This is a genomic window from Ruegeria sp. B10, from assembly GCF_056539825.1.
This window is the reverse complement of record NZ_JBQFVP010000007.1, coordinates 160,311-186,507: the sequence shown is the minus strand read 5'-3', so window position 1 is coordinate 186,507 and position 26,197 is coordinate 160,311. Positions and strand designations below refer to the sequence as shown.

Sequence of the window (26,197 nt, the reverse complement as noted above, 5' to 3'; positions counted from 1 at the left end):
CATGCTTGAAGGACTTCTGATCGGGCTGCAAACGGCATTCTCAATCCAAAACCTGCTGATGGTCATCGCCGGCTGTCTGATCGGCACCTTCATCGGCATGCTTCCGGGCCTTGGCCCGATGTCGATCATCGCCATTATGATCCCGGTCGCGATTTCGATGGGCGATCCGTCGGCGGCGTTGATCCTGCTAGCTGGCGTCTATTATGGCGCGATTTTCGGCGGATCGACCTCTTCCATTCTGCTGAACGCACCGGGGGTTGCGGGCACAGTGGCCTCTAGTTTCGATGGCTACCCAATGGCGCGGCAAGGCAAGGCCGGTAAGGCACTGACCATTGCGGCCATCGCCAGCTTCGCCGGGGGTACGCTCGGGGCCATCTTGCTGATGGTCTTCGCGCCCGCGCTGTCTTCGGTCGCGCTGCTGTTCCACTCCGCCGAGTACTTTGCCCTTATGGTCGTAGGCTTGTCCGCCATCGCGGCCTTTGCTGGATCAGGTCAGGTCGCCAAAGCCATGATCATGACAATCCTCGGCCTGATCATGGCAACCGTTGGCGAAGGTGCGCTGTTCAACCTGCCCCGCTTCACCATGGGGATCATGGACCTGCAGTCCGGCTTTGGCTTCATCACGCTGGCCATGGCCATGTTCGCCCTGCCTGAGGCGCTGTTCTTAGTGCTGAAGCCCAAAGACCTGAAAGGCGACGACGGAGAGATCAAGGACCTGCGCATCACCAAAGATGAGGCAAAAGCCATCGCGCCCGTGATCGGTCGCCAATCCGTGCAAGGTTTCTTCATCGGCGTCCTACCGGGTGCGGGGGCGACAATTGCCAGTTTCCTCGGCTACGCGGTCGAGCGCAATATTGCACCGAAGCAGGAACAGGAAGAGTTTGGCAAAGGCTCGATCAAGGGTCTGGCCGCGCCGGAGTCCGCCAACAACGCGGCCTGTACCGGGTCATTCGTGCCCCTGCTAACGCTGGGCATCCCGGGGTCGGGCACAACAGCCATTCTGCTGGGCGCTCTGATCGCGCTGAACGTGACACCCGGCCCGCGCCTGATGGTGGATGAGCCTCAGATCTTCTGGGCCGTCATCATGTCGATGTTCATCGGCAACCTGGTGCTGCTGATCCTGAACCTGCCGCTGATCCCCTACATCGCCAAAGTGCTGGCCGTGCCGCGCAATTTCCTGATCCCGTTCATCCTGTTCTTCACCCTGATGGGCGCCTATATCGGCCAGAACAACGCGACCGAGCTGCTGATCCTCGTCGGCTTCGGCATCTGCGCCACGGCGTTGAAATTCGCCGACTACCCCCTCGCCCCGCTTCTGATCGGCTTCATCCTTGGCGGGATGATGGAGGATAACTTTGCCCGCTCGATGCAGCTCTATGACGGTATCGCTTTCATCTGGGAACGCCCGATGACCCTAGGTCTGCTGGTAATCGCCGTCCTTCTGGTTCTGCTGCCAAGCTACCGCGCTCGCCGTGCGCGGGCACGGGCCGCGGGGATTGCGGATGGGGACTGACCCTCTGGCCGGCATCCGCGTTCTAGATCTGACGAACGTGCTTGCCGGCCCCTATTGCTGCTACCAGCTCGCATTGATGGGCGCCGAGGTGATCAAGGTCGAACGCCCCGGCTCGGGCGATCTTGCCCGGGTGTTGGGCGCCGATCCTGAGCGCAATAAGGCGGGCATGGGGATCAGTTTTCTGGCGCAGAATGCCGCGAAGAAATCCGTCACGCTGGACATGAAATCCGACCGGGGCAAGGCGCTGCTGAAACGTCTGGTTCACTCGGCGGATGTATTGGTCGAGAATTTCAGGCCCGGCGTTATGGATCGATTGGGTCTGGGCTATGAAACCCTGAAAGCTGAAAACCCGCGACTAATCTACTGCGCGATCAGTGGCTTTGGGCAGAACGGACCCCGCCGCGATGATCCCGCTTATGACCAGATCGTTCAAGGGGTCAGCGGTGTCATGTCGATCACCGGCGCGCCAGATACGGCGCCCTACCGCGTTGGCTACCCACTGGCGGATACGGTCGGTGGCCTGACCGCAGCATTCGCCATTTCATCCGCCCTGAATACGACCCCGCGTGGCGCGTTTCTGGACGTCGCAATGACCGAGGCGGTGATTTCTACAATGGGTTGGGTCGTCTCGAATCACCTGATCGGGGGCGTCACGCCTGCCGCGCATGGGAACGAGAACACAACCTCGGCCCCCTCGGGCACCTTTGCCACTGCAGACAGCCCGATCAACATTGCCGCCAACCGCGATGAACAATGGCAGGCGCTGGCTCAGCATCTGGGCCGGGACGACCTTCTGGACGATCCAGCCTACACAACACGAGAAGATCGCAAGACCAACCGTCACGCCTTGCGCGCGGAATTGGAGCACACGCTGACCACGCGATCAGCAAAGGATTGGGTGCGAGAGTTGAATGATATTGGAGTGCCCACCGGGCAGGTTCTGACCGTCTCTGATGCGCTCGACGACCCGCAATTATCTGGGCGGGGTTTGATCGGTACGCTGGACATTCACGGTGAAGACCTGCAGCTCGCTGGCAGCCCTATTGTCATGGACGGCGCGCGCAGACATCCTGGGACCGCGCCGCCGGAATTGGGCGCTGATAACTCCGCAATCTGGTCTGACCTCGGGTTGTCGCAGGATGAGATCAACGCCCTGAAAAAGGAGGGCATCATATGAGCGATGTATCCGATTGGTGGCAAACCTCGATCATCGACATGGAGCCTGGCCGGATACACCTGCGCGGAGAGCCAATCCAGGATTTGATCGGCAACCTGAGTTTCGCCGAAATGATCTGGTTCATGCTGCGCGGCGAGAAACCGACCGAAGCACAAGCTCGTTTGTTCGAAGCGGCTTTGGTTGCGGCCGTTGACCACGGCCCGCAAGCGCCCTCAATTGCGGCGGCCCGGATGGCGGTGACCTGCGGCCTGCCGCTGAACAACGCGATGGCCAGCGCGGTTAACATGCTGGGCGATGTGCATGGCGGGGCCGGAGAGCAGGCGGTGCAGCTCTATCACTTTGTTGCAGGGCATTCGGGCGATTTGGGGCAAGCGTTGGACGCATGGATCACCACTCACGGAAAGATCCTGCCGGGCTTTGGCCATCGCTTTCACACCCCGACCGATCCGCGCGCCCCGCGCCTGATGGCGCTGGTCGCCGAAGCCGTCGAACAAGGGGCATGCAGCGGTGATTTCATGCGGATCGGGCAGGCGATTGAGGCCGAGCTGGCCCATCGCAAAGGCAAACCCGTCCCCATGAATATCGATGGCGCGACGGCAGTGATCTATGCCGAGCTAGGCTTTGCCCCACCCTTGGCGCGCGGGTTGTTCTGTCTGTCCCGTTCGGTCGGCATCCTGACTCATGCATGGGAGCAGATGGAGCAAGGTGGCCGCAACAAGGGACCAACCCCGCCCGCCTATCGCTGGACTTATGTGGACCCAACAACCAAGACTTAAACGTCCAGTCCTTCGGTCGACAGATCATCAAGTCGCGGCATCAGGTGCAATAGTTCGTTGGCGTAGTCCGTCTGCGGGTTGGCGAACAGGGCATCGGTCTCTTGGATCTCGACCATCTGCCCTGCCTTCATCACGGCAACGCGGTCGCACATCTGACGCACCACAGGCAGATCGTGGCTGATGAACAGCATCGTCAGGCCCAGATGCTCTTGCAGGTCCTTCAGGATGTTCAGGATCTGCGCCTGGATCGAGACGTCTAGCGCACTGGTCGGCTCATCGCAGATCAGGAACCGAGGCTGCGTCGCCAAGGCGCGCGCGATGGAGATACGCTGACGCTGCCCGCCCGAGAACTCATGCGGGTATTTCAGGCCCGCTTCCGAACCCAGCCCGACCTGATCCAACAGCTCATCCACCCGGCGTTTGACGTCTGAACCGCTCATGAGGCGGTGATGGCGGATCGGTTCTGCCACGATCTCGTCCACGCGCATTCTGGGGTTTAGCGAGGAATAGGGATCCTGAAAGATCATTTGGATGTTCTTGCGATAAGCATCCTGCACAGCTTTGTCGCCCAGATCGCTGACCAACTGCCCGTCAAACGTGATCGAGCCGCCATCGACCGGATACAAGCCAGCAATCATGCGCGCAACGGTGGACTTGCCCGAGCCGGACTCGCCCACCACGCCGAAAACTTCACCCGCACGGATATCAAAGCTCACATCATCGACAGCGGTGAAATAGGTCCGATCCCAAGGCAAAAGTCCGCGCCGTTGCAGGAAGCGTTTGGTCAGGTTGCGAATTTCGAACACGGGCTTGGACGTGTCGTTGTCCACTTTCGGCCAATGGCGCGCCATATCCTCGATCGCAAAGCGCGTCTCACGCCCGCCATAGCTGATCTGAGGGAACCGGTGCAGCTTGAGCGTCGGGCGTGGCACCGCCGCAATCAGCGACCGCGTGTATTCATGTTGCGGCTGCCCCATCACCTGCGCGGTTGTTCCGGTTTCGACAACCTTGCCAGCATACATGACGGTCACGCGGTCGGTCGTATCGGCAATGACGCCCATGTCATGTGTGATCAGAATAACACCGACCTGCCGTTCCCGCGCCAATTCCTTGATCAGGTCCAGAATCTGCGCCTGAACCGACACATCCAGCGCCGTGGTCGGCTCATCCGCGATGATCACATCTGGTTCGGTACAAAGCGCCAAGGCGATCACCACCCGTTGGCGCATCCCGCCCGAAAATTGGTGCGGGTATTGGTCCAGACGCGTATCGGGGTCCGGGATACCCACCCGGTCGATCAGGTCGCGGGCGCGTTGATTGGCCTCAGCGTCGGTGCAGCCCAGATGGGCCAGAATAGTTTCGGTCAACTGCTCTCGGACCGTGAACAAAGGGTTCAGCGAGGTCAGCGGGTCCTGAAAGATCATCGAGATCTTCTGGCCGCGCAGGCCGCGCATCGCCTCGGCATCAAGGCCACTGATCTGCTCACCGCCTAGCTTGATCCGGCCGCTGGCGATCCGTCCAGGGCGTTCCAGCAGCCCCATGACAGCGGCACCGATTGTAGATTTGCCTGCACCGGATTCGCCCACCAAACCGTGGATTTCACCCGGCTCGACGGATAGGTCTGCGTGATCCACTGCAGTGAACAGCTTGCGACGTGTTGGGAATTCGACGGTGAGGTCTTGGATGGTCAGAAGGCTCATGAAATCACCGTAGTTTTGGGTTCAACGCATCGCGCAGCCAGTCGCCCAGAAGATTCACGGACAGGGCGAGGGCCAGAAGGGTGCAGGCGGGGAAGAACAGAATCCACCACTCTCCCGAGAACAGGAACCCCTGCCCGATACGGATCAGCGTTCCCAGCGAAGGTTGGGTCGGAGGCGCGCCGACGCCAAGGAAGCTCAGCGTCGCCTCGGCGATGATGGCCAGCGCCAGCGAGATGGTGGCGATCACCAGAACCGGGCTGAGGACATTGGGCAGGATATGACGGAACATGATCGGGATCGAGCCGCGACCGATCAGTCGCGCCGCCTGCACATATTCCTTGTTCTTCTCGACCAGCGCTGCCCCGCGGACGACCCGCGCAAACTGCACCCAGTCGGACAAAGCGATGGCGATGATCAGCACATAGATCGCCATTTCATCGCGATATTCCGGCGGGGTCACGCCTTTGGCGATGCCAAAGATCAGCATAGCGACCAGAATGGCCGGAAAGGTCAGCTGAACGTCGGCGATCCGCATGATCAGCGTCTCGACCCAGCCGCCAAAATAGGCCGCGACCAGCCCCAGAACGACTCCGATGATCAGAGCCAGCAATACGGCGGCAGCCCCGACGAACAAGGAAATGCGCAGCCCGTAGAGGATGGTCGAGAATACGTCCCGACCCTGGTCATCTGTGCCCAACAGGAAGGTTTCCTGCGTAAATGCATTCGGTGTGCCCGGTGGTGTAAAGCCGTTCATCAGGTTCAGCGTCGCCGGGTCGAACGGATTGTAGGGCGCGATCAGGGGCGCGAAAATGGCACAAAACACAAGGATCAGCACAACGGCCGAGGCGATGACAGCCACGGGCGAATGCCGGAATGACCAAGCGAAATCGCTGTCCCACGCTTTTGCAAAGCGCGACTTAGAGGCGGGTTGCGGGGTTTCGATCGTATCGGTCATGTGGCCCTCGCGTCGACACGCAGGCGCGGGTCAATGGCATAGTAAAGAAGATCGACGATCAGGTTGATCGTCACGAACATGACCGAGATCAGCATCAGATAGGCGGCCATGACGGGAATATCGACGAACTGGATGGCGTTGATGAACAGCAGTCCGACGCCGGGCCATTGGAACACGGTCTCGGTGATAATGGCAAAGGCGATGATCGATCCCAGTTGCAAACCTGTGATTGTAATCACTGGCACCAGCGTGTTTTTCAGTGCGTGGCGGAAGTTGATTACCCTGTCCGACAGCCCTCGGGCGCGGGCGAAACGGACGTAGTCGGCGCGCAGGACCTCGAGCATCTCGGACCGCACCAGACGCATGATCAAGGTCATCTGATACAGGCCCAGCGTAATCGCGGGCAGGATCAGTGCCTTCAGGCCCGAGGTGGTCAGAAACCCGGTTGACCAGCCCCCGATCATGACCGTCTCACCCCTGCCGAAACTCGGTAAGAGGTCAAGTTCGACTGAGAAGATGTAGATCAGCAATATCCCGATCAGGAAGGTGGGCAGAGAGACCCCGATCAGACTGACCGTCATGATGATATTCGCCGCAACCCCTTGTCGTCGGATCGCCGTGAAGACGCCCAGCGCGATGCCCATGGTGATGGCGAGAAAGCCTGACACGAAGGCCAGCTCCAGCGTCGCGGGCGCACGTTCGGCGATGATGGTCGAAACCGGACGGCCCTGACGGTAGGACACGCCGAAATTGCCCTGAACCGCGCCTTGCAGGAACTTGGCGTATTGCACGACAAACGGCTGATCGAGGCCCAGTTCCGTCCTCAGCCGGTCGATATCGGCCTGTGTGCGTTCCTGACCCAGCATGTTGTCGATCGGATCGCCGACAAAACGAAACATCGAGAACGCGACCAGACCCACGACCAGCAAGACGATCACGGATTGGAACATCCTTCGAACAATATATGCGAACATTCAGAATCCCCGGTTGATCGGCCTGTCTAAGCCGCGTCTGACCAAATGGTCAAGATACCGCTAACGAAACAGGGGCCAGAACGATCCGGCCCCTTGAACAGCGTTTTCAGTCTACGGTAACCCACCGCAGGATGAAGAAGTTATCCGGCCGTTGCGTCAGCTCGATATTGCTGCGCGCTCCCCAGACCAGAGGTTGCACATACATCGGAACATAGACCTGCTCATCCTGAATGATGCTGGTGACCTCGTCCAACATGGCCTGACGCGTGCCTTCATCCAGTTCGGATTGAATCTGCGGCAGCAGTTCATCGACACGCGCGTTCGAGAAGCCTCCGAAATTCCAGCTGCCCAGCTTTTTCTCTTCGTTGGGCGTCGCGACCAGAAAGCGCACGGGGTGTTCGGCGTCGAACGTGCCCGGGCTCCAGCCCAGCAGGTACATGTCGTAATTGTCTTCGCGCAGCTCGGGCCAGTAGTTGCGCACCGGCATCGCGTCCAGTTCGGCTGTTAGGCCGATCTGCGCGAGCATGCTGACAATCGCCTGACAGACGGCCTCGTCATTCAAATAGCGGTCATTGGGGCATTTGAGGCCGAACGAAAACCCATCCGCGTACCCAGCCTCGGCCAGCAAGGTCTTTGCGGCCTCGACATCATAAGCGGGGCGCTCTGCATTGGCCGCCGAATAACCGCTCATGGCAGGGCTGACGAGTTGCGAGGCTGCCTCGGCATTGCCGCGCATGATCGTGGCAAGGATGGCATCGACATTCACCGCATGCGCCACCGCCTGACGCACGCGCGCATCCCGGAATGGGTTCGGTTTGCCAGCATCGTCGGTGTATTTCAGAGCCTCGGCCTGATGATCAAAGCCCAGCATGATGACGCGGGCCTCGATCCCCTGAATGACCTCGACCTCATCATTGCCCTGAAGGCGCGCCACGTCCTGAATCGGAACGGGCTCAATCATATCAACATCACCGGACAGCAAGGCCGCGACAGCGGTGGCAGAGTTCTGGATCGGGTTGAATTCGGCGCGGGTAATGTTGTGCTCTGCCTCACCCCACCAACCTTCAAAAGGCTCCAGAACAGTGCGCAGACCGGGCTCGCGCACGGTGATCTGAAACGCACCAGTGCCGTTGGCATTCAGCGTCGCGTAGTTCCCGGTTTCCTTGTCGGGCAAAGCGGCCTCATTGGCCTCAGCCCAGCCCTGATCCATGATCATCCAGTTTGCGATGGAGGACGGGAACAGCGGGTTGGGTGCTGTGGTCATGAAATCGACGGTGTAGTCATCGACCACCCTGACCTCGCTGATCGGTGCAAACCAGCTGCGGGTATCCGAGACCTCATCCGAGGCGCGTTGATAGCTGAACAGAACATCCTGCGCGTCGAAGGTGCTGCCATCGTGGAACGTCACGCCCTCGCGCAGGGTGAACCGCCAGCCTTCGCCGTCTCCGATCGGTTCCCAACTCGTGGCCAAGGCGGGCTCAACACTCATGTCTTTGCCGCGGCGGACCAGCCCTTCGTAGACATTGTTGAGGAAGCCAAGAACAGCGGCCGAGTTGACGGCGTGCGGGTCCATGGTCTGAGGATCGGTGGTCGAGGCCCATTTGAATTCGGCCGCCTGAGCGGCGCTTGCGGCCAAAAAGGCCAAACCGATGGCCGTTGCCTTGAAGGTCATGGCGATACCTCTCTGTTTTGGGTGATCCGTCGTGAAACACCAAATGACAGGGCGCTGGTCTGCGCCCTGCCCTGTCTTAGATCCTGAACCTTAGTTCATGGTGAAGTATTTGATCTTCGGCGAATCTTCCGGCTCAACGATTGTGCCGACATTCGACTTCATTCCCCAGTTCAGCACCTGATGGTGGATCGGGATATACAGCTGATCGTCCTGCACCACTTGCCAGATCTCGGCGATCTGGGCGTCGCGCTTCGGAAGGTCGGTTTCAGAGGCCAGCCCCTGGATTTTGGCATCCAACTCCGGGTTGTTGTAGCGGGTCGCATTCCACGAGCCGTATTTCTCACCCTTGGTGTGAACCAGGAAGTTGAAGATATACTCCGAGTCGTAGGTCGGAACGCCCCAGCCCAGCATGTAGAAGTCGGTCTCGAGGTTCGAGAGCAGCGGGAAATGCTGCGCCTTGGGTTTGGCATCCAGATTCACCGTGACACCAATCTGCGCCAGCATGCCAACGGCAGCCTGACAGATCGCTTCGTCGTTGACATAGCGGTCGTTGGGGCAGTTCAGCGTGATCGAGAACCCATCCGGATATCCAGCCTCGGCCATCAGGGCCTTGGCGCCTTCGATATCGGTCGTGGAGGAGCTGTCCATGCCCTCATCCCAACCGTTCACGAAAGGCGGTGCGATCATGCCAGCAGGGGCCGACTGGCCACGCATAACGACCTGTTTGATGGCATCCCGGTTGATTGCCTTGGACATCGCCTGACGCACGCGTACGTCTGCCAACGGGTTCGTCCCGTCCACATTGTCCGAGCCCAGATCCGCATCACCCATGTTCATGCCGAAGAAGATCACCCGGTTCTGAGGTGCGGTCCGTACGTCCAGACCATCGGTATCCGCAACACGGGCCAGATCCTGAACGGGGACGTCTTGAATGAAGTCGACCTCACCCGATAGCAATGCAGCAACTCGGGTCGCGGCGTTCTGGATCGGGGTATAGATGATCTCGGTCACTTCCAGGGGAAACTCATCCTTGCCCCAGTAGTTCTCGTTCGCGGTCAGAACGGTTTTCACATCGGGTTCACGGCTGACCAGCTTGTACGGGCCAGTACCGTTGGCGTTCTTGGCGGCGAATGTGTCCTCGCCCCCTTCATAGTCCTGCACCTTCACGGCGTTGTTCACCTCGGCCCAGGCCTTGTCCATCATAAACATGTTGGTCAGGTTGTTGGGCATGATCGGGTTCGGACCGTCGGTTTCAATCTCAACCGTGTATTTGTCCGGCGCGCGCACCTCTTTGACCGAGGCCAGCAGCTCTTTGTAGTCCGAATCCGGTGTCATCGCGCGGTTGAGCGAGAAGACAACGTCTTCGCTGTCGAACTCGGCGCCGTCATGGAAGGTCACGCCTTCACGCAGTTTGAACACCCAGACGTTCGGGTTTTCCTCAGACGGGGCCCACTCGGTCGCCAGCGACGGCACTAGCGCCCCGGAATGGTCGCGCATCACCAGCGTTTCCATGATCTGATGCGCCATGGCCGAGGTCGGACCCTCGTTCTGGGCATGCGGGTCCATCGTCAGCGAGTCGCCCGCGCGCGCCCAGCGCAGCGTTTCCGCAGAGGCAGTACCAGCCAAAAGGGCCATGGCACTGGCTGCGACCAGCAAGTGTTTCACTTTCATTGTAATCTCCCCAATTCTTTTTGACCCGCACGGATGGCGGGTGATCGACGAAGCGCGATCAACGTGCCCTTGATAATCCAAATCATTCTGAAACTTGCAATGCCTAATTGGGGTGCTGGACCCTAGGGGAACCTGTCAGATTTTAGCCGTTTGGCCGGATTTCGCTGGTCCTTTGACGATCGAGTTGCATACCCTAACTCTTTCTTCGAGACTCGGTTCGCGGTAAAAAAACGTAGCCGCATCAGGCTGGACATCGTGTCGGGGACATTGATTTGAAACAGACAAACCGCAAACCGCCCAACCCGAGGCGAGAGCTTCAGAGCGTACGCAACCAGAGCGTATCGTTTCTGGGTGTCGCGTTTCTATTCAGCATCTTCGTCAACCTGCTGATGCTGACCGGGCCGCTGTTTATGCTGCAGGTCTATGACCGGGTTCTCAGTTCGCGCTCGGTCGAGACGCTTACGGCGCTGTTTCTGCTGGTCGGTCTGCTCTACGGCCTGATGGCCATGCTGGATTACGCACGCGGCCGGATTGTGGCGCGGTTCGGGGCCAAGTTCCAATCCTCGCTGGACGAGAGGGTTTTTGACGGAACCATTCGGCGGGCACTGTATCCACAGATCCGCTCGGCACCAGCAACGGCCTTACGCGATCTGGAGGCCGTTCGGTCGCTTTGCGCGTCGCCTGTTTTCCTCGCCGTTATGGATATCCCGTGGACGCCCGTCTTCCTGGCCGCGATCTTCCTGTTTCACCCGTTGCTCGGCTGGCTAGCGGTTGCTGGCGGGTCCTTGCTTATCGTCATCGCATTGCTAAATCAGATCCTGACCAAACAGAAAGTCGCCGAGGCGCAGGTTGCCTCAGGACGGGCCAATGCCTTTGCGGAACAAGCGCGGCAAGCCGCCGAAGTTGTGCGGTCGCAAGGCATGCAAGGCGACGTTGCACAGCGCTGGCTATCACAGCGCAGCAACGCCTTGTCGCAGAGCATCTCGGCCAGCGACTGGACCGGTAGTTTCACGTCTTTGACCAAATCGCTGCGCTTGTTCCTGCAATCCGCGATGCTAGCGCTTGGCGCTTGGCTGGTGTTGCGCAACGAGATGACAGCCGGGGCCATGATCGCAGGTTCGATCTTGCTGGGCCGCGCTTTGGCACCCGTGGAAATGGTGGTGGGACAATGGGGGCTGATCGAAAACGCGCGAACCGCGTGGTCTCGTCTTGGCACCTTCCTCGATGAAACTCCGCCCGAGCAGAACAAGACCAAGCTGCCCGTGCCCGAGGCGCGTCTCGTCGCAAAAAGTCTGACGGTCATTCCGCCCGGCGTTCAAAAGCCAACCCTGCGCAATGCCTCGCTGATCTTGGAACCCGGCAAGGCGCTGGGTGTAATCGGCAAAAGTGGCTCGGGCAAGACGACCCTGGCCAAGGCGCTTTTGGGTCTGTTGACCCCCGCAGCGGGCGAGATTCGCTTGGGTGGCGCGACATTGGATCAATATGCAGCAGATGATCTGGGCCACTACATTGGCTATCTGCCGCAGCAGGTCACACTATTCAACGGAACAGTGACAGAGAACATCGCCCGGATGTCGCAACAACCCGATGACGCCGCCGTTGTCGCCGCCGCTAAGAAGGCCAACGCACATGAGCTGATTATGTCTTTGGAGAAGGGTTACGACACCTTTCTAGAAGGCAATGACAGCCAGTTGTCCGGCGGTCAGAAACAACGGATCGCGCTTGCCCGGGCGCTATATGGTGATCCTGTTCTGCTGATCCTGGACGAACCGAACTCGGCCCTGGATGCCGACGGCACTGAAGCGCTGAACCGCGCGGTGCGCAGCCTCAAGAAAAGTGGCAAGGCCGCGATTATCATGACGCACCGCCCGCAAGCGATTTCGGAATGTGATGACCTGATTGTGGTCGAGAAAGGCCAGATCGTCAAAGCAGGCAGCCGGGACGAGGTTCTGGGTTCGATGGTCCAGAATGCCGGTGCGATCAAACGACACCTCAATAAAGTGGGTGAGAAATGAGCAACCCTCCTGCGCGCCGCAGTTGGCGCATAACCTTCCCCGCAACTGTGGGCTTTTTTGCGCTGCTCATCCTTGTTGTGGGCATCGGCATCTGGAGCGTTCGAACCCAACTGGCCGGTGCGATCATCTCACAAGGCGTGATCGAGGTGCAAAGCAACCGTCAGGTGGTAGAGCATCCCGATGGCGGGGTCGTCGGTGAGATTTTTGTGCGCGATGGGGATCTGGTGGAAAGCGGTGAACTTCTGCTGCGTCTGGATGATACGTTTCTGGCTTCGGAAAAGACTGTGGTCGAGACGCAATTGTTCGAACTGCTCAGCCGTCAGGCCCGGCTGGAAGCGGAACGCGATGGCGCCACCTCCGAGGAGTTGGCAGCAAAACTGCGCGAGGTTCAAGATCGGGAATCTATCAGTCCCAACCTCATCGCTGGTCAGCAGCGCTTGTTTGACGCCCGCGCAGAAACTCTGGCGCAGAAAACCGAACAGTTAAATCGGCAAAAGACCCAAATCGAAAGCGAGATTGACGGTACGCAAGCACAACTGACCGCAGCGCGCGCACAGGTTGAGCTAATCAGTGAAGAATTGAAGGATCAGGAAAACCTGCTGGAGCGCGGCCTGACACAAGCCAGCCGTGTTTCTGCCCTGCAACGGGAAGAGGCCAACCTGACCGGCGCCATCGGGCGGCTCGAGGCGACCATCGCCCGGCTTAAAGGACAGATTGCATCGACCGAAATCCAGATATTGGAGCTGAACGCAACCCGCCGCGAAGAAGCGATCACAACGCTGCGTGACGCACAGACGCGCATCGCCGAGCTTGCTGAACGGCGCCTGTCGCTGACCGAGCGCCTCTCGCGTCTGGATATTCGCGCGCCCGTTTCGGGAACCGTTTATGACAGTCAGGTTTTCGCCCTGCAGTCGGTCATCCAGCCGGCTGAACAGATGATGTATGTGGTGCCCCAGGATACGCCCCTTTTGGTGGCGGCCAAAGTGGATGCAATCCATGTGGACCAGCTGTTTCGCGGGCAAGAAGTCGCCCTGCGCTTTCCCAGCTTCAACCAGAGGGAAACCCCGGAACTGGATGGCCATGTTATCAATGTCTCAGCGGACACATTCACCGACGAGGGCACAGGCTTCACCTTCTATCGGGCTGAACTGGTCCCTGATGACGGTCAGTTGGATCGCCTGAACGGCCAAACTCTGCTTCCGGGTATGCCGGTGGAGGCGATGATCAAGACGGACGAGCGCACTCCGCTGTCCTACCTGACCAAGCCGCTGACCGATTACTTCACGCGGGCATTCCGGGAATAACACATCACGCCTGGGGCAACCTGTCCCATTGTCGCGACTTGCAATCCCTGCTGATTTAGTATACCGCCGCATACAAAGAGCATATCCGGGCGTCAGATCCATGTCTGAGACCTGGACCTCAAGCACCTTCTAACGCCAATACGTCGGGATAGCCATGAGCCTGTATACTGAATACCTTGCCGAGATCGAAACACGCAAAGAGCAGGGGTTGAACCCCAAACCCGTCGATGACGGTGCCCTGACGAAGGAGATCATCGACCAGATCCGCGACCCTCAGAACGAACACCGCGCGGACTCGCTGAACTTCTTCATCTACAACACCCTGCCCGGCACAACCAGCGCCGCAGGTGAAAAGGCCGCGTTTCTGAAAGAGGTCATTCTGGGTCAGGCCGATGTCGAAGAAATCTCGCAGGATTTCGCGTTCGAGCTGCTGTCGCACATGAAGGGTGGCCCCTCGGTCAAGGTTCTGCTGGATCTGGCTTTGGGTGACGACGCGTCGATTGCGGGCAAAGCGGCTGAGGTGCTGAAGACTCAAGTCTTCCTGTACGACGCGGATACGGACCGGCTGAAAGCTGCGCTCGATGCAGGCAATGCCGTCGCGAAAGACATCCTTGAAAGTTACGCCAAGGCCGAGTTCTTCACCAAACTGCCCGACATCGACGAAGAAATCGAGGTCGTCACCTATGTCGCCGCCGAAGGTGACATCTCGACCGACCTGCTGTCGCCCGGCAATCAGGCACACTCGCGCGCGGACCGCGAATTGCACGGTAAATGCCTGATCTCCGAGACCGCGCAACAAGAGATCGAAGCGCTGAAGCTGAAGCATCCCGGCAAGCGCGTCATGCTGATCGCTGAAAAAGGCACCATGGGTGTGGGATCGTCCCGTATGTCGGGTGTGAACAACGTGGCCCTGTGGACCGGTAAACAAGCCAGCCCCTATGTGCCCTTCGTCAACTACGCTCCCATCGTGGCGGGCACCAACGGCATTTCGCCGATCTTCCTGACCACCGTCGGCGTGACCGGCGGCATCGGACTGGACCTGAAGAACTGGGTCAAAAAGGTAGATGAGGATGGCAACGCAATCCTCAACAATGACGGCAACCCGATCCTGGAAGAGAAGTACTCGGTTGCGACTGGCACGGTTCTGAAGATTAACACCAAAGACCACAAACTGCTGAGCGAGGATGGGGAAGAGCTGGTCGATGTAACTTCGTCCTTCACACCGCAAAAGGTTGAGTTCATGAAGGCAGGCGGTTCCTACGCCATCGTCTTCGGCAAGAAACTGCAAACATTCGCAGCCGAGGCACTGGGCGTTGAGGCACCGCTGGTCTTTGCGCCGTCGAAAGAAATCAGCCACGAGGGCCAGGGCCTGACCGCGGTTGAAAAGATTTTCAACAAGAACGCCGTTGGCACCACGCCCGGCAAAACCCTGCATGCCGGATCGGACGTGCGCGTCAAGGTCAACATCGTCGGCTCGCAGGACACAACCGGCCTGATGACCATGCAAGAGCTTGAGTCGATGGCGGCAACTGTTGTCTCGCCCATCGTCGACGGGGCGTATCAGTCCGGCTGTCACACGGCCTCTGTGTGGGATGCTAAGGCGCAAGCCAACACCCCCCGCCTGATGAAATTCATGAATGACTTCGGCCTCGTCACTGGGCGTGACCCGAAAGGCGTCTATCATTCGATGACCGACGTGATCCACAAGGTGTTGAACGACATCACCGTGGATGACTGGTCGGTCATCATCGGCGGCGACAGCCACACTCGTATGTCCAAAGGCGTGGCCTTCGGGGCCGACTCGGGCACTGTTGCTTTGGCGCTGGCCACGGGTGAGGCCTCGATGCCGATCCCTGAATCGGTCAAAGTGACCTTCAAGGGCACGATGGCCGAGCATATGGATTTCCGCGATGTCGTGCATGCCACCCAGGCACAGATGCTGGAACAGCACGGCGACAACGTGTTCCAAGGCCGCGTGATCGAAGTGCATATCGGCACGCTGCTGGCCGACCAGGCCTTTACCTTCACCGACTGGACGGCGGAGATGAAGGCCAAGGCCTCGGTTTGTATCTCGAATGACGAGACCTTGATCGGCTCGCTGGAACTGGCCAAGTCCCGCATCCAGATCATGATCGACAAGGGCATGGAGCATGAGAACGGCATGCTGCAAAAGCTGATCAACATCGCCGATGCACGCATTGCCGAGATTAAGTCGGGCGAAAAGCCAGCGCTGCGCCCCGATGACAACGCGAAATACTTCGCCGAGGTTGTCGTTGATCTGGACCAGATCGTTGAACCGATGATCGCCGATCCGGATGTACACAACGCCGACGTCTCGAAGCGCTATACTCACGACACGATCCGCCCGATCTCGTACTACAATGCCGAAAAGCATGTGGACCTGGGCTTTGTCGGCTCGTGCATGGTGCACAAGGGCGACATCAAGATCGTGGCCCAGATGTTGAAGAACCTCGAAAAGGAAACCGGCAAGGTCGAGTTCCAGGCCCCACTGGTCGTCGCAGCCCCGACTTACAACATCATCGACGAGTTGAAGGAAGAGGGCGACTGGGAAGTACTTGAGAAATACTCGGGCTTCGAATTCGATGACCTGTTCCCGAAGGAAAAGGCGCGGACCGAGTACGAGAACATCCTGTATCTCGAACGTCCCGGCTGTAACCTGTGCATGGGTAACCAGGAAAAGGCCGCCAAGGGCGACACGGTTCTGGCCACCTCGACCCGCCTGTTCCAGGGCCGCGTCGTGGCAGATGCGCCGGACAAGAAAGGTGAATCGCTGCTGGCCTCGACCCCGGTTGTTGTCCTGTCGGCCATTCTGGGCCGGACGCCCACGATCGAGGAATACAAAGCCTCGGTTGAAGGGATCGACCTGACCAAGTTCGCCCCGCCGGTTGCGAAAAACCCGGCCACTCAATCGGCGCATTTCTAACGCCACATTTGACACGTTTTTCCTGCGCGCGGCCGTTCATCGGTCGCGCGTAGGTGTTTTAAGGGGGCGAAGCTAGCGCAGTTCGGCCTCGGTATTGCCACCATCGACTGTGATGACGTGACCGGTCGTACGCTCCATCAAGGCCAGATTGACGAACCCTTCGGCGACATGATGCGCCTCGACCTCGCGGCCCAGAAGGTTGCCGCCCATATAGACCTCTTCGCTGACGCCCCGCGCGGCGGCGCGTTCCTTGATGAACGCATCCGTCAGCAGGCCTGATCTGATCTTGTCAGCATTGACCCCGTTAACCCGAATACCAGACCCCGCCAGTTCCAACGCCAGTTGCCGCATCAGGAACATTGTTGCGGCTTTGGGGGTTCCATAAGCGCCCAGGTTGCGGCCGGGATTGACCGCCTGTTTGGAGATATTGAACAGAATCTGCCCACCCCGCCCCTGATCCTGCATCAGCTTGGCAGCGGCGGTGGCAAAGGCCTTATGCGCGAAAAAGTTCAACTCGAAAGCCGCGCGGAAGGCATCATCCCCCAGCTCGACCAATGCGCCCCCTGTGGCCGTGCCCGCATTGGACACCAGAATATCCAACCCACCAAAGGCCGCAACCGCAGCGGCCATCGCGGTATCAGCAGCGTCAGCTTGCGTGACGTCGAGCGCGCAGGCCACGTGCCAGCGACCCAACTGAGATAGGGCCGCATCCAGCGCCTCTTGATCCCGGTCCACCAGAACAATATTCGCCCCCTTGGCAGCAAAGGCCTTGGCGGATGCCAGACCAATCGCGCCTGCCCCTCCGGTCACCATGACGACCCGGCCCTGAAATGGTGGAGGAGTGCCTTTGCCCAGCTTTGCTTGCTCCAACGACCAATATTCGCAATCGAACATGTCCTTTTCGCCAATCGGATAGAACCCGCCCGCATCTTCTGCGACGGCGCGCACGCGGATGTTCTGTTCAGCCAGATCAGCTGAGGCCGAGGCCGCCTTGGCGTTCACCCCTATCCCCAGAACACCGATCCCTTCGATCCACGCATGTTTCGGGTCAGGGGTCAGCATGGTCTTGGGTTCCGCAGCCTGAGGGGCCTGACGGTCGAAATAGACGCGGTAATCAGCAGCGAAGGCTTCGACCTTGGCCCTGATGCTCTCTCGGTCGGTCAGGTCCGCCTGTTTCAGCACCAGCGGCCAGCCCTTGGTGCGCAGAACGTGATCGGGTGAGGCCATGCCGCGCGTCGCCAGCGCGTCCACATCGCCGCGCGCCATAAACGCATGTGTCGCGGGGCCGTTTCTCAGGTCGAAAACGGGCATAACGCCGTCCCGATCCGCAGTGGCTTCGGCGATCACACCGCGCAGGACGGGCAACATGTCCAGCCCGTTGGCAGGCAGACGTTTACCAATTGGCGTGAGTTCGGTCAGGCCCAGATAGGCCGCGACCTCATTGGTATGCTGAACGATCTTGTCATAGCTTTCCTGCGCGGTGGCTCCAAAGGCGAAATGACCGTGTTTAAGCAGCAACAGCCCCTCAACATCAGGGTTGGCGTCATACACATCCGCCGCCGCCTTCGCGAGGCTAAAACCGGGCATGATGTAAGGCACGATCCCCAGCCGGTCGCCGAAAATCTCGCGACAGACCTCCTCGGCATTGGGCAGGTCGGCGAGGATCAGAAACGGAGTGGCGTGGGTGTGATCGACGTATTTGTGTGGCAGGAAGGCATGCAGCAGCGTTTCCACTGACGGGTTGGGCGAGGTCGAATTCAGCAGGCTTGAGCGCTGATAGTTCACCATGTCTTCATCCGACAACTTATCGAGTGCGCGTAGCTTCAACAGTGGCTCTTGCCAGACACCGGGCAGTCCGGGCGCTTCGATCGTGTCCAGATCCCAGCCCGAGCCTTTGACGTGCAGAACCGGCCGCATCTCGCCGAACAAATCGGGGCGCTCTAGCTTGACCGAGGTATTGCCACCGCCATGCATCAGCAGATCCGGGTTCTGACCGATGAGGCGCGAAGTGTAGACCCGCTCTGCCAATTCCTGATCAGCCGGATCGGCGCCGGCAGCCGCACGCCAGTCTGCGGCGGCCTGCGCCTTGTACATGTTTTCGATCATGTTTTTTGTATCCTTGTAGTTCTGCGCTCAGGCGGCTTGGCCAACCTTTTCAGGGAACATGGCCGCCAGACCCTCGGCGCTGGCGTCGCAGACGCCCCGCTCGGTGATCAAGCCCGTGACCAGACGGTTCGGCGTGACGTCAAAGGCCGGGTTGCCCACAGCCGAGCCTTCGGGAACCACGCAAACCTCACCGATGCCACCCTCTGTCATGCCGAACACATGCGAGATTTCGCGGTCCGGTCGGTCCTCGATCGGGATTTCGGCGACCCCGTCGCGAAGCGTCCAATCGATAGTGGGTGAGGGCAAGGCCACATAGAACGGCACGTTGTTGTCATGTGCGGCCAGGGCTTTCAGATAGGTGCCGATCTTGTTGCAGACATCGCCGGTCGAGGTGGTTCGATCCGTCCCGGTGATCACAAGATCGACCAGACCATGCTGCATCAGGTGACCGCCTGCATTGTCGACGATGTATTGATGGCTGATGCCATGTTCGCCCAGCTCCCACGCAGTCAAGGCCCCCTGGTTCCGGGGTCGTGTTTCATCGACCCAGACATGGATCGGCAAACCAGCGTTATGCGCCTGATACATCGGGCTGGTCGCAGTGCCCCAATCTACGGTGGCCAGCCACCCGGCATTGCAATGGGTCAGCAGGCGCACCGGCTCACCCGAGGGTTTGCGGGCGGCGATCTCGCGGATCAAAGCAAGCCCATGTTCTCCGATCCGGCGATTGATCTCGATATCCTCTTCGCAGATATCATCCGCCAGCGCCCAGGCCGCGGCGGCGCGTTGATCAATCGGCAGAGGCAGCAAGGCCTCCCGGCAGCGCTGCAACGCCCAGTTCAGGTTCACCGCCGTTGGCCGGGTCGCGTTCAAAACCGAAGCTGAATGTTCAAAGTTCTGATCAGACGGGTCGCGGGACATCGCATCCGCCATACCATAGGCAGCGGTCGCCCCGATCAGAGGCGCGCCACGCACCCACATCTCGCGGATTGCGGCCTCAAACTCGGCCAGCGAGGACAACGTGGCGATCCGGAAATCGTGCGGCAGCCAGCGCTGGTCGATGATCCTGACCTCGCCGCCTTCAGCGTCGCGCCAGATCGAGTGGTAGTGAACGCCGCCAATTTTCATCTTCTGCCCTCCGGTCGGGTTTCATGGGATCTGCCACACGTTCCAGTATTTTCACGCAGGCCTCAAGCGCCGATGGGTTGTTTCCGCACGGCTTTTAGCGGCGGATTACAGATCGGCCAGCCCCATGGCGGCATAGGCGGGTGGCATCAGGGCGCGCCGCCACCGGCCTAAAGGAAAGCGTCGGGCTGTCTCGGACATGACATTTGTCACTCCGCTGGTCTGACCCAGCGCCAACCGCGCCAAGGCCCGGCCGCTATAGGTGCCCATGGCGACTCCGTTACCATGATAGGCAAAGCCCGCAAACATCCCTGCCTGCCCCGGAACCGGCCCGACAAAGGGCACTAGATCGCGCGACATGCATACCATGCCCGACCAGATATGAGTGACGTCCACCTCGGACCACGCTGGGAACATACGCTTGAAGTCGCGCTGCACCAGCATTCGGATCGCCGCCTCGGATTTGGGTGAGGACCGCAGCCCGCCCCGCATGCCAAACAGGAACCGACCGTCCGGCATCAGGCGGAAATAGTGCAAGAGATTGCGCGTATCGTAGGACATCTGATCCGAGGTCCAACCCTGCGCCTCCTTCTCGCCCGGCGTCAGAGGACGAGTGACCAGCACCGTGGATTGGGCAGGCATGTAACGAGCCGACATCCAGGACGGGATATCTTCGCTGGAGTACCCATTGGTGCAGACCAAGACCTTGTCGGCTCGGATTTGGCCTTTTGGTGTTTGAACAGCAAAGCCTGACGCGGACTTCTCAATGCTCAGAACGGGGCTGTTCCGAAAAAACACTGCGCCTTGCGCCTGCGCGGCTTGGGTTAAACCAAAAAGGTATTTCCGAGGATTCAGGCCGAACCCAACAGGAGTTGTGTACCCACCGTGAAATGGCCCGTTCAGGCTTAGACCGGGCAGATCGGCAGCTTCATGCAGTATGCCGTGATCTTCGGCCTTGCGCCTCAGCGCCTCCATCGCACGGCGGGAATGGGCCAGTTGCGTCTCACCTTTTGAATGCCGATCCACGTCGATCCCGTAGCGGTCCAGAAGGCTTTCGACGAGTTGCACCGAGTCGCATTCAGCCTCGGAATAGGCTTGCGCCGAAGCCTCACCATAGCGGCGACACATGGCCTTGTAGCTGAGTTTTGATCCCCCCAGACAGCAGAACCCACCATTGCGTCCTGATGCCCCCCAACCGGGTGTTTCGGCTTCACATACAGCGACGGACACGGCGGCATCCGACAGATGCAGTGCGGCCGAAGCTCCGGTGAAGCCGCCGCCGATGATGGCAACATCAACTTGCAAATCACCCTGCTGTTCAGGCCAGTCGGGGGCGGTGATCGTTTCATCCCACCAGCACCCCTGCCTTGGCCCATCACCATAGGTGTAGTCTGGAAATATCCGTTTCATTCGGCGCGCACGGCGGCCATCTCATCCTGCTTTTGCCGCATCATGGCACGCTTAGTGACCAATGAGGCGGTGATGACGCCGATCGTCACAACCGCGATCATCAGGGTCGACAGCGCATTAATCTCAGGGCTGACACCAAGCCGCACGGCCGAGAAAATCTTGATCGGCAAAGTCGTGGCAGACGGGCCCGAAGTAAAGGACGCGATCACCAGATCATCCAGTGACAGGGTAAAGGCCAGCAGCCAGCCTGAGATCACTGCCGGCGCGATGATCGGCAGGGTTACCAGTCGAAACGCTTGCGCGGGCGAGCAGCCAAGGTCCAAGGCGGCCTCTTCCAGCGACTGGTCAAAGGTCACAAGACGCGAGGAAACAACCACTGACACAAAGCACATCGAAAAGGTCGTATGGGCCAGAACGATGGTCAGGATCCCCCGGTCCAATCCGATACCGATGAAGAGCAGCAACAGGGACAGACCTGTGATCACCTCGGGCATGACCAGCGGCGCGTAGATCATTCCCGAGAACAGGGTACGGCCAAAGAAGCGCCCTCCGCGTACCAGGACATAGGCCGCGGCGGTGCCCAGAACGGTTGCCAGCGTCGATGAGAACACCGCCACCCGGATCGTCACCCATGCCGCGTCCAGAAACGCTTCGTTCTGGGCCAGCTCTCCGTACCATTTGGTCGAGAACCCGGCCCAGACAGTCACCAGTTTGCTTTCATTGAAGCTGAAGATGATCAGGATAATCATCGGGATGTACAGGAACGCGAACCCTAGCGTCAGGGAAACCGTGTTGAACCAGCTTAATCTGTTCATTTCTCGGCCTCCGCCTGTTTCTGCTGGTTGCGCTGGAACAGCACAATCGGCACCACGAGGATCAGCAGCAGAACCACCGCCACCGCGCTTGCCACCGGCCAGTCACGGTTTGAGAAGAACTCCTCCCACAGGACCTTACCGATCATCAGGGTGCCCGAGCCGCCGAGAAGTGAGGGGATCACAAACTCACCGATCACCGGGATCATCACAAGGAAACAGCCCGCAATGATGCCGGGGCGCGACAAGGGGATCGTTACCAGCCAGAAGGCCTGGAGGCGCGAACACCCCAGATCCTCGGCGGCTTCGATCAGTGACTCATCCATGCGCTCCAACGACGAATAGATCGGCAGGATCATGAACGGCAGGTAGGTGTAGACGATCCCGATATAGACAGCCGTATTGGTGTTCAGAATCGTCAGCGGGGTCGAGATGATACCCGTCCACAGCAGAAGCTGGTTTAGATACCCTTCGTTCGAAAGGATCCCCATCCACGCGTAGACGCGGATCAGGAATGAGGTCCAGAACGGCAGGATCACCAGCATCATCAGTGTCGGTCGCCATTCAGCCGGCGCGCGCGCCATGCCATAGGCAATCGGGTATCCCACCAGCAGCGTCAGAAAGGTTGAGATGACCGCGATCTTCAGGCTGGACAGGTAGGCCTTCCAATATAGGTCATCCTCGGTCAGCCAGACGAAATTCTCAAAATCCAGCTGGCTGAAGAAATCCTTGATCCCGGCCCAGCCCTGCGACAGGTCCAGGGTCGGCGTGTAAGGCGGGATCGCCAGTTCCGTGTCCGAGAGTGAAATTTTCAGGACAATGAAAAACGGCACCAAAAACAGCGCCAATAGCCAGACATAAGGAACTGCAATCAGCAGCGCGCGACGCATCAGCTTGCCAACAAGACCGCAGCCGTTGCTGTCCAGGACAGCCAGACCGGGTCTTCCCATGTGAATGACCGACGCGAGATGCGGCGGGTATTGGCCGTTTGCGCCTTGATGATCGTGCCGTTCGGCAACTCGACATGATAGGTCGAGAGGTTGCCCAGATAAGCGATATCCAACACCTTGCCCTGCACGGCATTGATTGCCTCGGCAGGGCGGTCAGTTGATATCGTCACCTTCTCGGGCCGGATCGCCAGATGGCAGGCCTGACCCTCCGAGAAGCCGTTTGCCGAGGTTGCCGTCAGCGGAGCCTGCCCTTCGGCCCAATCGATCCGATAGGTTTCCTCACCATTCGCGGTGGCGTGGCCTTCGATGATGTTTACGTCGCCGATAAAGTCAGCGACATAGACCGAGTTCGGGTTTTCATAGATGCGATCGGGCGTGGCGACCTGCATCAAGCGACCTTGATCCATTACCGCCACGCGGCTGGCGACGGTCATGGCTTCCTCCTGATCGTGGGTAACGATCACAAAGGTCGTGCCGGTCTTCTCCTGAATATCCATCAGTTCGAACTGCGTGTCCTGTCGCAGTTTCTTGTCCAACGCGCCCAGAGGTTCGTCCAACAGCAACAGCTTGGGCGCCTTCGCCAGCGACCGCGCCAGCGCAACCCGTTGCCGTTGACCGCCCGAGATCTGATGCGGCTTGCGGCGCGCGAATTGCTCGAGCCGTGTCAGGCGCAGCATCTCTTCTACCCGGTCCTCAAGGCCATGCTTGGGCATGTTGTCCCGGCGCAGACCGAAGGCGATGTTTTCCCAGATGCTGAGATGCGGAAACAGCGCGTAGGACTGGAACATCATGTTCACCGCCCGCTTGTTGGGCGGGATCGGGTCAATGTCCTGACCGCCCAGAATGATGTGCCCCTCTGTCGGCGTTTCGAATCCCGCCAGCATCCGCATCATCGTGGTCTTGCCGCAACCCGACGGACCGAGCAGGGCAAAGAATTCTTTCTCGAAAATGTCCAGAGACAGATTGTCTATGGCCGTGAAATCTCCAAACCGTTTGGTGACATTCTGGAATTGGATCAAGGGTTTCGCCTGCGGGTCATCCCACGGCGCAAAGACGTCAGAGTTCAAAACGGCCCCCGTTCGACAATCTGGAAGTGGGCGCAAGGCGATCCCCGCCGCCTTGCGCGAAATCGGATCAGGTGCCCGATTTGATCTTGGTCCACATACGGGTCACAACCCGCTGCGTTTTTGCCGGGTACGGCGTGGTGATGTAGAGGTTCTGCATCGTCGCATCATCCGGATAGATCGCCGGATCACCGATCACGTCTTCTTCAAGGAACTCTTGCGAGGCCTTGTTGCCGTTGGCGTAGTACACATAGTTCGACGCCGCCGCCATGTTGTTGGCATCAAGGATGAAGTTCAGGAACTTATGCGCGCCTTCCGGGTTCGGAGCGTCCGCCGGAATAGCCATCTGGTCGAACCACATCAGCGAGCCTTCGGCGAAGGGATGGTATTCGATCTCAACGCCGTTGTCGGCCTCGGCCGCACGGTCACGGGCCTGCAGAATGTCACCTGACCAGCCGACTGCCACGCAGATATCGCCATTGGCCAGCGCGTTGATGTATTCCGAGCTGTGGAATTTCTGGATATAGGGGCGCACGCCGGTCAGAACTTCCTCGACCTTCTTGATGACGTCCGGGTCATGGCTATCCGGGTCCTCACCGAGATATTGCAACGTCATCGGGATCATTTCAGCGGGTGCATCCAAGAAATGCACTCCGCACTCGGCAAGTTTCTCCATGTTTTCGGGCTTCAGCACCAAATCCATGCTGTTCAACGCAACGTCATCCCCCAGCGCTTCTTTCACCTTTCCGACATTCACACCAATGCCCGTTGTGCCCCACATGTAGTTGATCGAATAAGCATTGTTCGGGTCGTATCCGGCAGTACGCTCCTGGATGACATCCCAAAGGTTGCCAGCATTGGACAGCTGAGCTGTATCCAGTTCCCGGAACGCTCCGGCCTGAATCTGGCGCTGAAGGAATGTACCCGAGGGCACCACGACATCATAGCCAGAGCCACCGGCCAGCATCTTGGTCTCCAGCAATTCGTTGCTGTCGAACACGTCGTAGATCAGGGTCAGCCCTGTCTCTTCCTCGAACTTCGTTAGAAGCTCCTCGTCGATATAGTCCGACCAGTTATAGACTCGCACCTCTTCGGCGAAGGCCGCCGAAGTCCCCAATGCGAGAACCGCTGTCAGTGTCAGCGTCTTGAACATCATTTTTGTTCTCCCTGCGATTATGGTGGGTATTGTCCCGTTTTTTTGGATTTGATCAAGTTTTGCGTTTTTCGACTTTCTGAACTATGGTTCCAAAAGGTCAACAGCCCGGCAAGTCGGCACCCATCGAGACAAGGCAAACCAATTGGATTTGATCAAAAATAAGGCACCTAAGCCCAATATTGACGCCGGGAAACGGCCCGCGCACGAACAGGTCTACCACACCCTGAAATCCATGATCATGTTCGGCGAGCTGGTCCCAGGTCAGCCCGTCACTATTCAGGGCCTTACTGATTCGCTCGGCGTCGGCATGACCCCCGTGCGTGAGGCGATTCGACGTCTGATCTCGGACGGCGCATTGGTGTTTCAGGGCAATCGCAGGGTCAGTGTGCCGTTGTTGTCCAGCGGTGATGTTGAGCAGGTGATCTTCGCCAGAATTGCCATAGAATCAGAGCTTTCAAGGCGATCCACCGCCAAAATGTCCGCCAGCGACATTGATCAACTGGAATCAATCGACCAGCAATTGGACCAGATGATCGCGGATGGTGACGTTCATGGCTACCTGCATCTCAACCACAGATTCCACGAAACGCTTTACGCACATGCCGATGCGCCTGTCCTGAGCGATCTGGCCGAGCGTCTGTGGCTCCGATTCGGGCCATCCTTGCGTGTGGTCTGCGGCCGCTTCGGCACTCAAAGCCTGCCTGATCGCCATAAGGACATCATCGCAGGGCTGCGCGCTGTGGATGCGGAAAAGGTGGCGAAAGCGACCGCTCAGGATATCGAGCAAGGCATGGAACTGATGATCGACGCTGCCCCGGACATCTAGAAAACACCGATTCGATTGACAGGAAATAATTTGATCATATTGTGACT

Annotated in this window: 19 protein-coding genes; 7 read left to right on the top strand and 12 right to left on the bottom strand. The window is 59.1% G+C overall.

Annotated features, from left to right (window positions below):
- Position 1 precedes the first annotated feature (1 nt).
- The 3 genes from ACR0J4_RS11595 to ACR0J4_RS11585 are packed head-to-tail and all read left to right on the top strand — an operon-like array spanning position 2 to position 3,466.
- Positions 2-1,513, top strand: a complete 1,512-nt coding sequence (locus ACR0J4_RS11595) for a tripartite tricarboxylate transporter permease (protein ID WP_170375649.1) — start codon at positions 2-4, stop codon at positions 1,511-1,513.
- The gene (locus ACR0J4_RS11590) at positions 1,503-2,690 is read left to right on the top strand and encodes a CoA transferase (RefSeq protein ID WP_170642609.1); all 1,188 of its coding nucleotides are present in this window, start codon (positions 1,503-1,505) and stop codon (positions 2,688-2,690) included. The genes ACR0J4_RS11595 and ACR0J4_RS11590 overlap by 11 nt, the downstream gene beginning before the upstream one ends.
- Positions 2,687-3,466, top strand: a complete 780-nt coding sequence (locus ACR0J4_RS11585) for a citryl-CoA lyase (RefSeq protein WP_170552260.1) — start codon at positions 2,687-2,689, stop codon at positions 3,464-3,466. Before ACR0J4_RS11590 ends, ACR0J4_RS11585 begins: the two co-directional genes overlap by 4 nt.
- Here ACR0J4_RS11585 and ACR0J4_RS11580 read toward each other — a convergent pair.
- The 5 genes from ACR0J4_RS11580 to ACR0J4_RS11560 all read right to left on the bottom strand — a co-directional run bounded on the left by ACR0J4_RS11580 (position 3,463) and on the right by ACR0J4_RS11560 (position 10,438).
- The gene (locus tag ACR0J4_RS11580; RefSeq protein WP_170642607.1) at positions 3,463-5,166 is read right to left on the bottom strand and encodes an ABC transporter ATP-binding protein; all 1,704 of its coding nucleotides are present in this window, start codon (positions 5,164-5,166) and stop codon (positions 3,463-3,465) included. The genes ACR0J4_RS11585 and ACR0J4_RS11580 overlap by 4 nt on opposite strands.
- 4 nt (positions 5,167-5,170) lie before the next feature.
- Positions 5,171-6,121, bottom strand: coding sequence for an ABC transporter permease (locus ACR0J4_RS11575; protein WP_170471477.1), 951 nt, complete (start codon positions 6,119-6,121; stop codon positions 5,171-5,173).
- Complete coding sequence (locus tag ACR0J4_RS11570) at positions 6,118-7,095, bottom strand: ABC transporter permease (protein ID WP_170375660.1); 978 nt, start codon at positions 7,093-7,095, stop codon at positions 6,118-6,120. The genes ACR0J4_RS11575 and ACR0J4_RS11570 overlap by 4 nt, the downstream gene beginning before the upstream one ends.
- A gap of 106 nt (positions 7,096-7,201) precedes the next feature.
- Positions 7,202-8,767: an ABC transporter substrate-binding protein gene (locus ACR0J4_RS11565; RefSeq protein ID WP_170642606.1), complete on the bottom strand. Its 1,566-nt coding sequence runs from the start codon at positions 8,765-8,767 to the stop codon at positions 7,202-7,204.
- Positions 8,768-8,857: 90 nt separating this feature from the next.
- Positions 8,858-10,438: an ABC transporter substrate-binding protein gene (locus ACR0J4_RS11560; protein ID WP_170642605.1), complete on the bottom strand. Its 1,581-nt coding sequence runs from the start codon at positions 10,436-10,438 to the stop codon at positions 8,858-8,860.
- Positions 10,439-10,710: 272 nt separating this feature from the next.
- On the opposite strand from ACR0J4_RS11560, the gene ACR0J4_RS11555 reads away from it, so the two are divergent.
- The 3 genes from ACR0J4_RS11555 to ACR0J4_RS11545 all read left to right on the top strand — a co-directional run bounded on the left by ACR0J4_RS11555 (position 10,711) and on the right by ACR0J4_RS11545 (position 16,701).
- Entirely contained in the window at positions 10,711-12,453 is a 1,743-nt protein-coding gene (locus ACR0J4_RS11555) for a type I secretion system permease/ATPase (protein ID WP_170552247.1), read from the top strand.
- A complete protein-coding gene (locus ACR0J4_RS11550) occupies positions 12,450-13,757 on the top strand; it encodes an HlyD family type I secretion periplasmic adaptor subunit (RefSeq protein ID WP_170552245.1) in 1,308 nt (435 codons plus the stop codon). The genes ACR0J4_RS11555 and ACR0J4_RS11550 overlap by 4 nt, the downstream gene beginning before the upstream one ends.
- 154 nt (positions 13,758-13,911) lie before the next feature.
- Positions 13,912-16,701, top strand: a complete 2,790-nt coding sequence (locus ACR0J4_RS11545) for a bifunctional aconitate hydratase 2/2-methylisocitrate dehydratase (RefSeq protein ID WP_170642604.1) — start codon at positions 13,912-13,914, stop codon at positions 16,699-16,701.
- A 72-nt stretch (positions 16,702-16,773) separates the two neighbouring features.
- On the opposite strand, the gene ACR0J4_RS11540 is transcribed toward ACR0J4_RS11545, so the two are convergent.
- The 7 genes from ACR0J4_RS11540 to ACR0J4_RS11510 all read right to left on the bottom strand — a co-directional run bounded on the left by ACR0J4_RS11540 (position 16,774) and on the right by ACR0J4_RS11510 (position 25,324).
- Positions 16,774-18,807, bottom strand: coding sequence for a bifunctional aldolase/short-chain dehydrogenase (locus ACR0J4_RS11540; protein ID WP_170642603.1), 2,034 nt, complete (start codon positions 18,805-18,807; stop codon positions 16,774-16,776).
- Between the two features lie 27 nt (positions 18,808-18,834).
- Complete coding sequence (gene mtnA, locus ACR0J4_RS11535; RefSeq protein ID WP_170747264.1) at positions 18,835-19,935, bottom strand: S-methyl-5-thioribose-1-phosphate isomerase; 1,101 nt, start codon at positions 19,933-19,935, stop codon at positions 18,835-18,837.
- 105 nt (positions 19,936-20,040) lie between these two features.
- Complete coding sequence (locus tag ACR0J4_RS11530) at positions 20,041-21,342, bottom strand: NAD(P)/FAD-dependent oxidoreductase (protein WP_170642602.1); 1,302 nt, start codon at positions 21,340-21,342, stop codon at positions 20,041-20,043.
- Positions 21,339-22,157 (bottom strand): ABC transporter permease, encoded by an 819-nt coding sequence (locus tag ACR0J4_RS11525; RefSeq protein ID WP_170642601.1) that lies wholly within the window; start codon positions 22,155-22,157, stop codon positions 21,339-21,341. Before ACR0J4_RS11525 ends, ACR0J4_RS11530 begins: the two co-directional genes overlap by 4 nt.
- Positions 22,154-23,044, bottom strand: a complete 891-nt coding sequence (locus ACR0J4_RS11520; protein WP_170376046.1) for an ABC transporter permease subunit — start codon at positions 23,042-23,044, stop codon at positions 22,154-22,156. Before ACR0J4_RS11520 ends, ACR0J4_RS11525 begins: the two co-directional genes overlap by 4 nt.
- Positions 23,044-24,171, bottom strand: a complete 1,128-nt coding sequence (locus ACR0J4_RS11515) for an ABC transporter ATP-binding protein (RefSeq protein ID WP_170642600.1) — start codon at positions 24,169-24,171, stop codon at positions 23,044-23,046. Before ACR0J4_RS11515 ends, ACR0J4_RS11520 begins: the two co-directional genes overlap by 1 nt.
- A 67-nt stretch (positions 24,172-24,238) precedes the next feature.
- Positions 24,239-25,324: a polyamine ABC transporter substrate-binding protein gene (locus ACR0J4_RS11510; protein ID WP_170375682.1), complete on the bottom strand. Its 1,086-nt coding sequence runs from the start codon at positions 25,322-25,324 to the stop codon at positions 24,239-24,241.
- A 142-nt stretch (positions 25,325-25,466) separates the two neighbouring features.
- Here ACR0J4_RS11510 and ACR0J4_RS11505 point away from each other — a divergent pair, with 142 nt between their 5' ends.
- A complete protein-coding gene (locus tag ACR0J4_RS11505) occupies positions 25,467-26,150 on the top strand; it encodes a GntR family transcriptional regulator (RefSeq protein ID WP_170642599.1) in 684 nt (227 codons plus the stop codon).
- Positions 26,151-26,197: the final 47 nt, after the last annotated feature.

Coding starts and splice junctions, on each gene's coding strand:
- ACR0J4_RS11595 (WP_170375649.1), top strand. CDS start 2: ATGCTTGAAGGACTTCTGATCGGGCTGCAAACGGCATTCTCAATCCAA.
- ACR0J4_RS11590 (WP_170642609.1), top strand. CDS start 1,503: ATGGGGACTGACCCTCTGGCCGGCATCCGCGTTCTAGATCTGACGAAC.
- ACR0J4_RS11585 (WP_170552260.1), top strand. CDS start 2,687: ATGAGCGATGTATCCGATTGGTGGCAAACCTCGATCATCGACATGGAG.
- ACR0J4_RS11580 (WP_170642607.1), bottom strand. CDS start 5,166: ATGAGCCTTCTGACCATCCAAGACCTCACCGTCGAATTCCCAACACGT.
- ACR0J4_RS11575 (WP_170471477.1), bottom strand. CDS start 6,121: ATGACCGATACGATCGAAACCCCGCAACCCGCCTCTAAGTCGCGCTTT.
- ACR0J4_RS11570 (WP_170375660.1), bottom strand. CDS start 7,095: ATGTTCGCATATATTGTTCGAAGGATGTTCCAATCCGTGATCGTCTTG.
- ACR0J4_RS11565 (WP_170642606.1), bottom strand. CDS start 8,767: ATGACCTTCAAGGCAACGGCCATCGGTTTGGCCTTTTTGGCCGCAAGC.
- ACR0J4_RS11560 (WP_170642605.1), bottom strand. CDS start 10,438: ATGAAAGTGAAACACTTGCTGGTCGCAGCCAGTGCCATGGCCCTTTTG.
- ACR0J4_RS11550 (WP_170552245.1), top strand. CDS start 12,450: ATGAGCAACCCTCCTGCGCGCCGCAGTTGGCGCATAACCTTCCCCGCA.
- ACR0J4_RS11545 (WP_170642604.1), top strand. CDS start 13,912: ATGAGCCTGTATACTGAATACCTTGCCGAGATCGAAACACGCAAAGAG.
- ACR0J4_RS11540 (WP_170642603.1), bottom strand. CDS start 18,807: ATGATCGAAAACATGTACAAGGCGCAGGCCGCCGCAGACTGGCGTGCG.
- mtnA (WP_170747264.1), bottom strand. CDS start 19,935: ATGAAAATTGGCGGCGTTCACTACCACTCGATCTGGCGCGACGCTGAA.
- ACR0J4_RS11530 (WP_170642602.1), bottom strand. CDS start 21,342: ATGAAACGGATATTTCCAGACTACACCTATGGTGATGGGCCAAGGCAG.
- ACR0J4_RS11525 (WP_170642601.1), bottom strand. CDS start 22,157: ATGAACAGATTAAGCTGGTTCAACACGGTTTCCCTGACGCTAGGGTTC.
- ACR0J4_RS11520 (WP_170376046.1), bottom strand. CDS start 23,044: ATGCGTCGCGCGCTGCTGATTGCAGTTCCTTATGTCTGGCTATTGGCG.
- ACR0J4_RS11510 (WP_170375682.1), bottom strand. CDS start 25,324: ATGATGTTCAAGACGCTGACACTGACAGCGGTTCTCGCATTGGGGACT.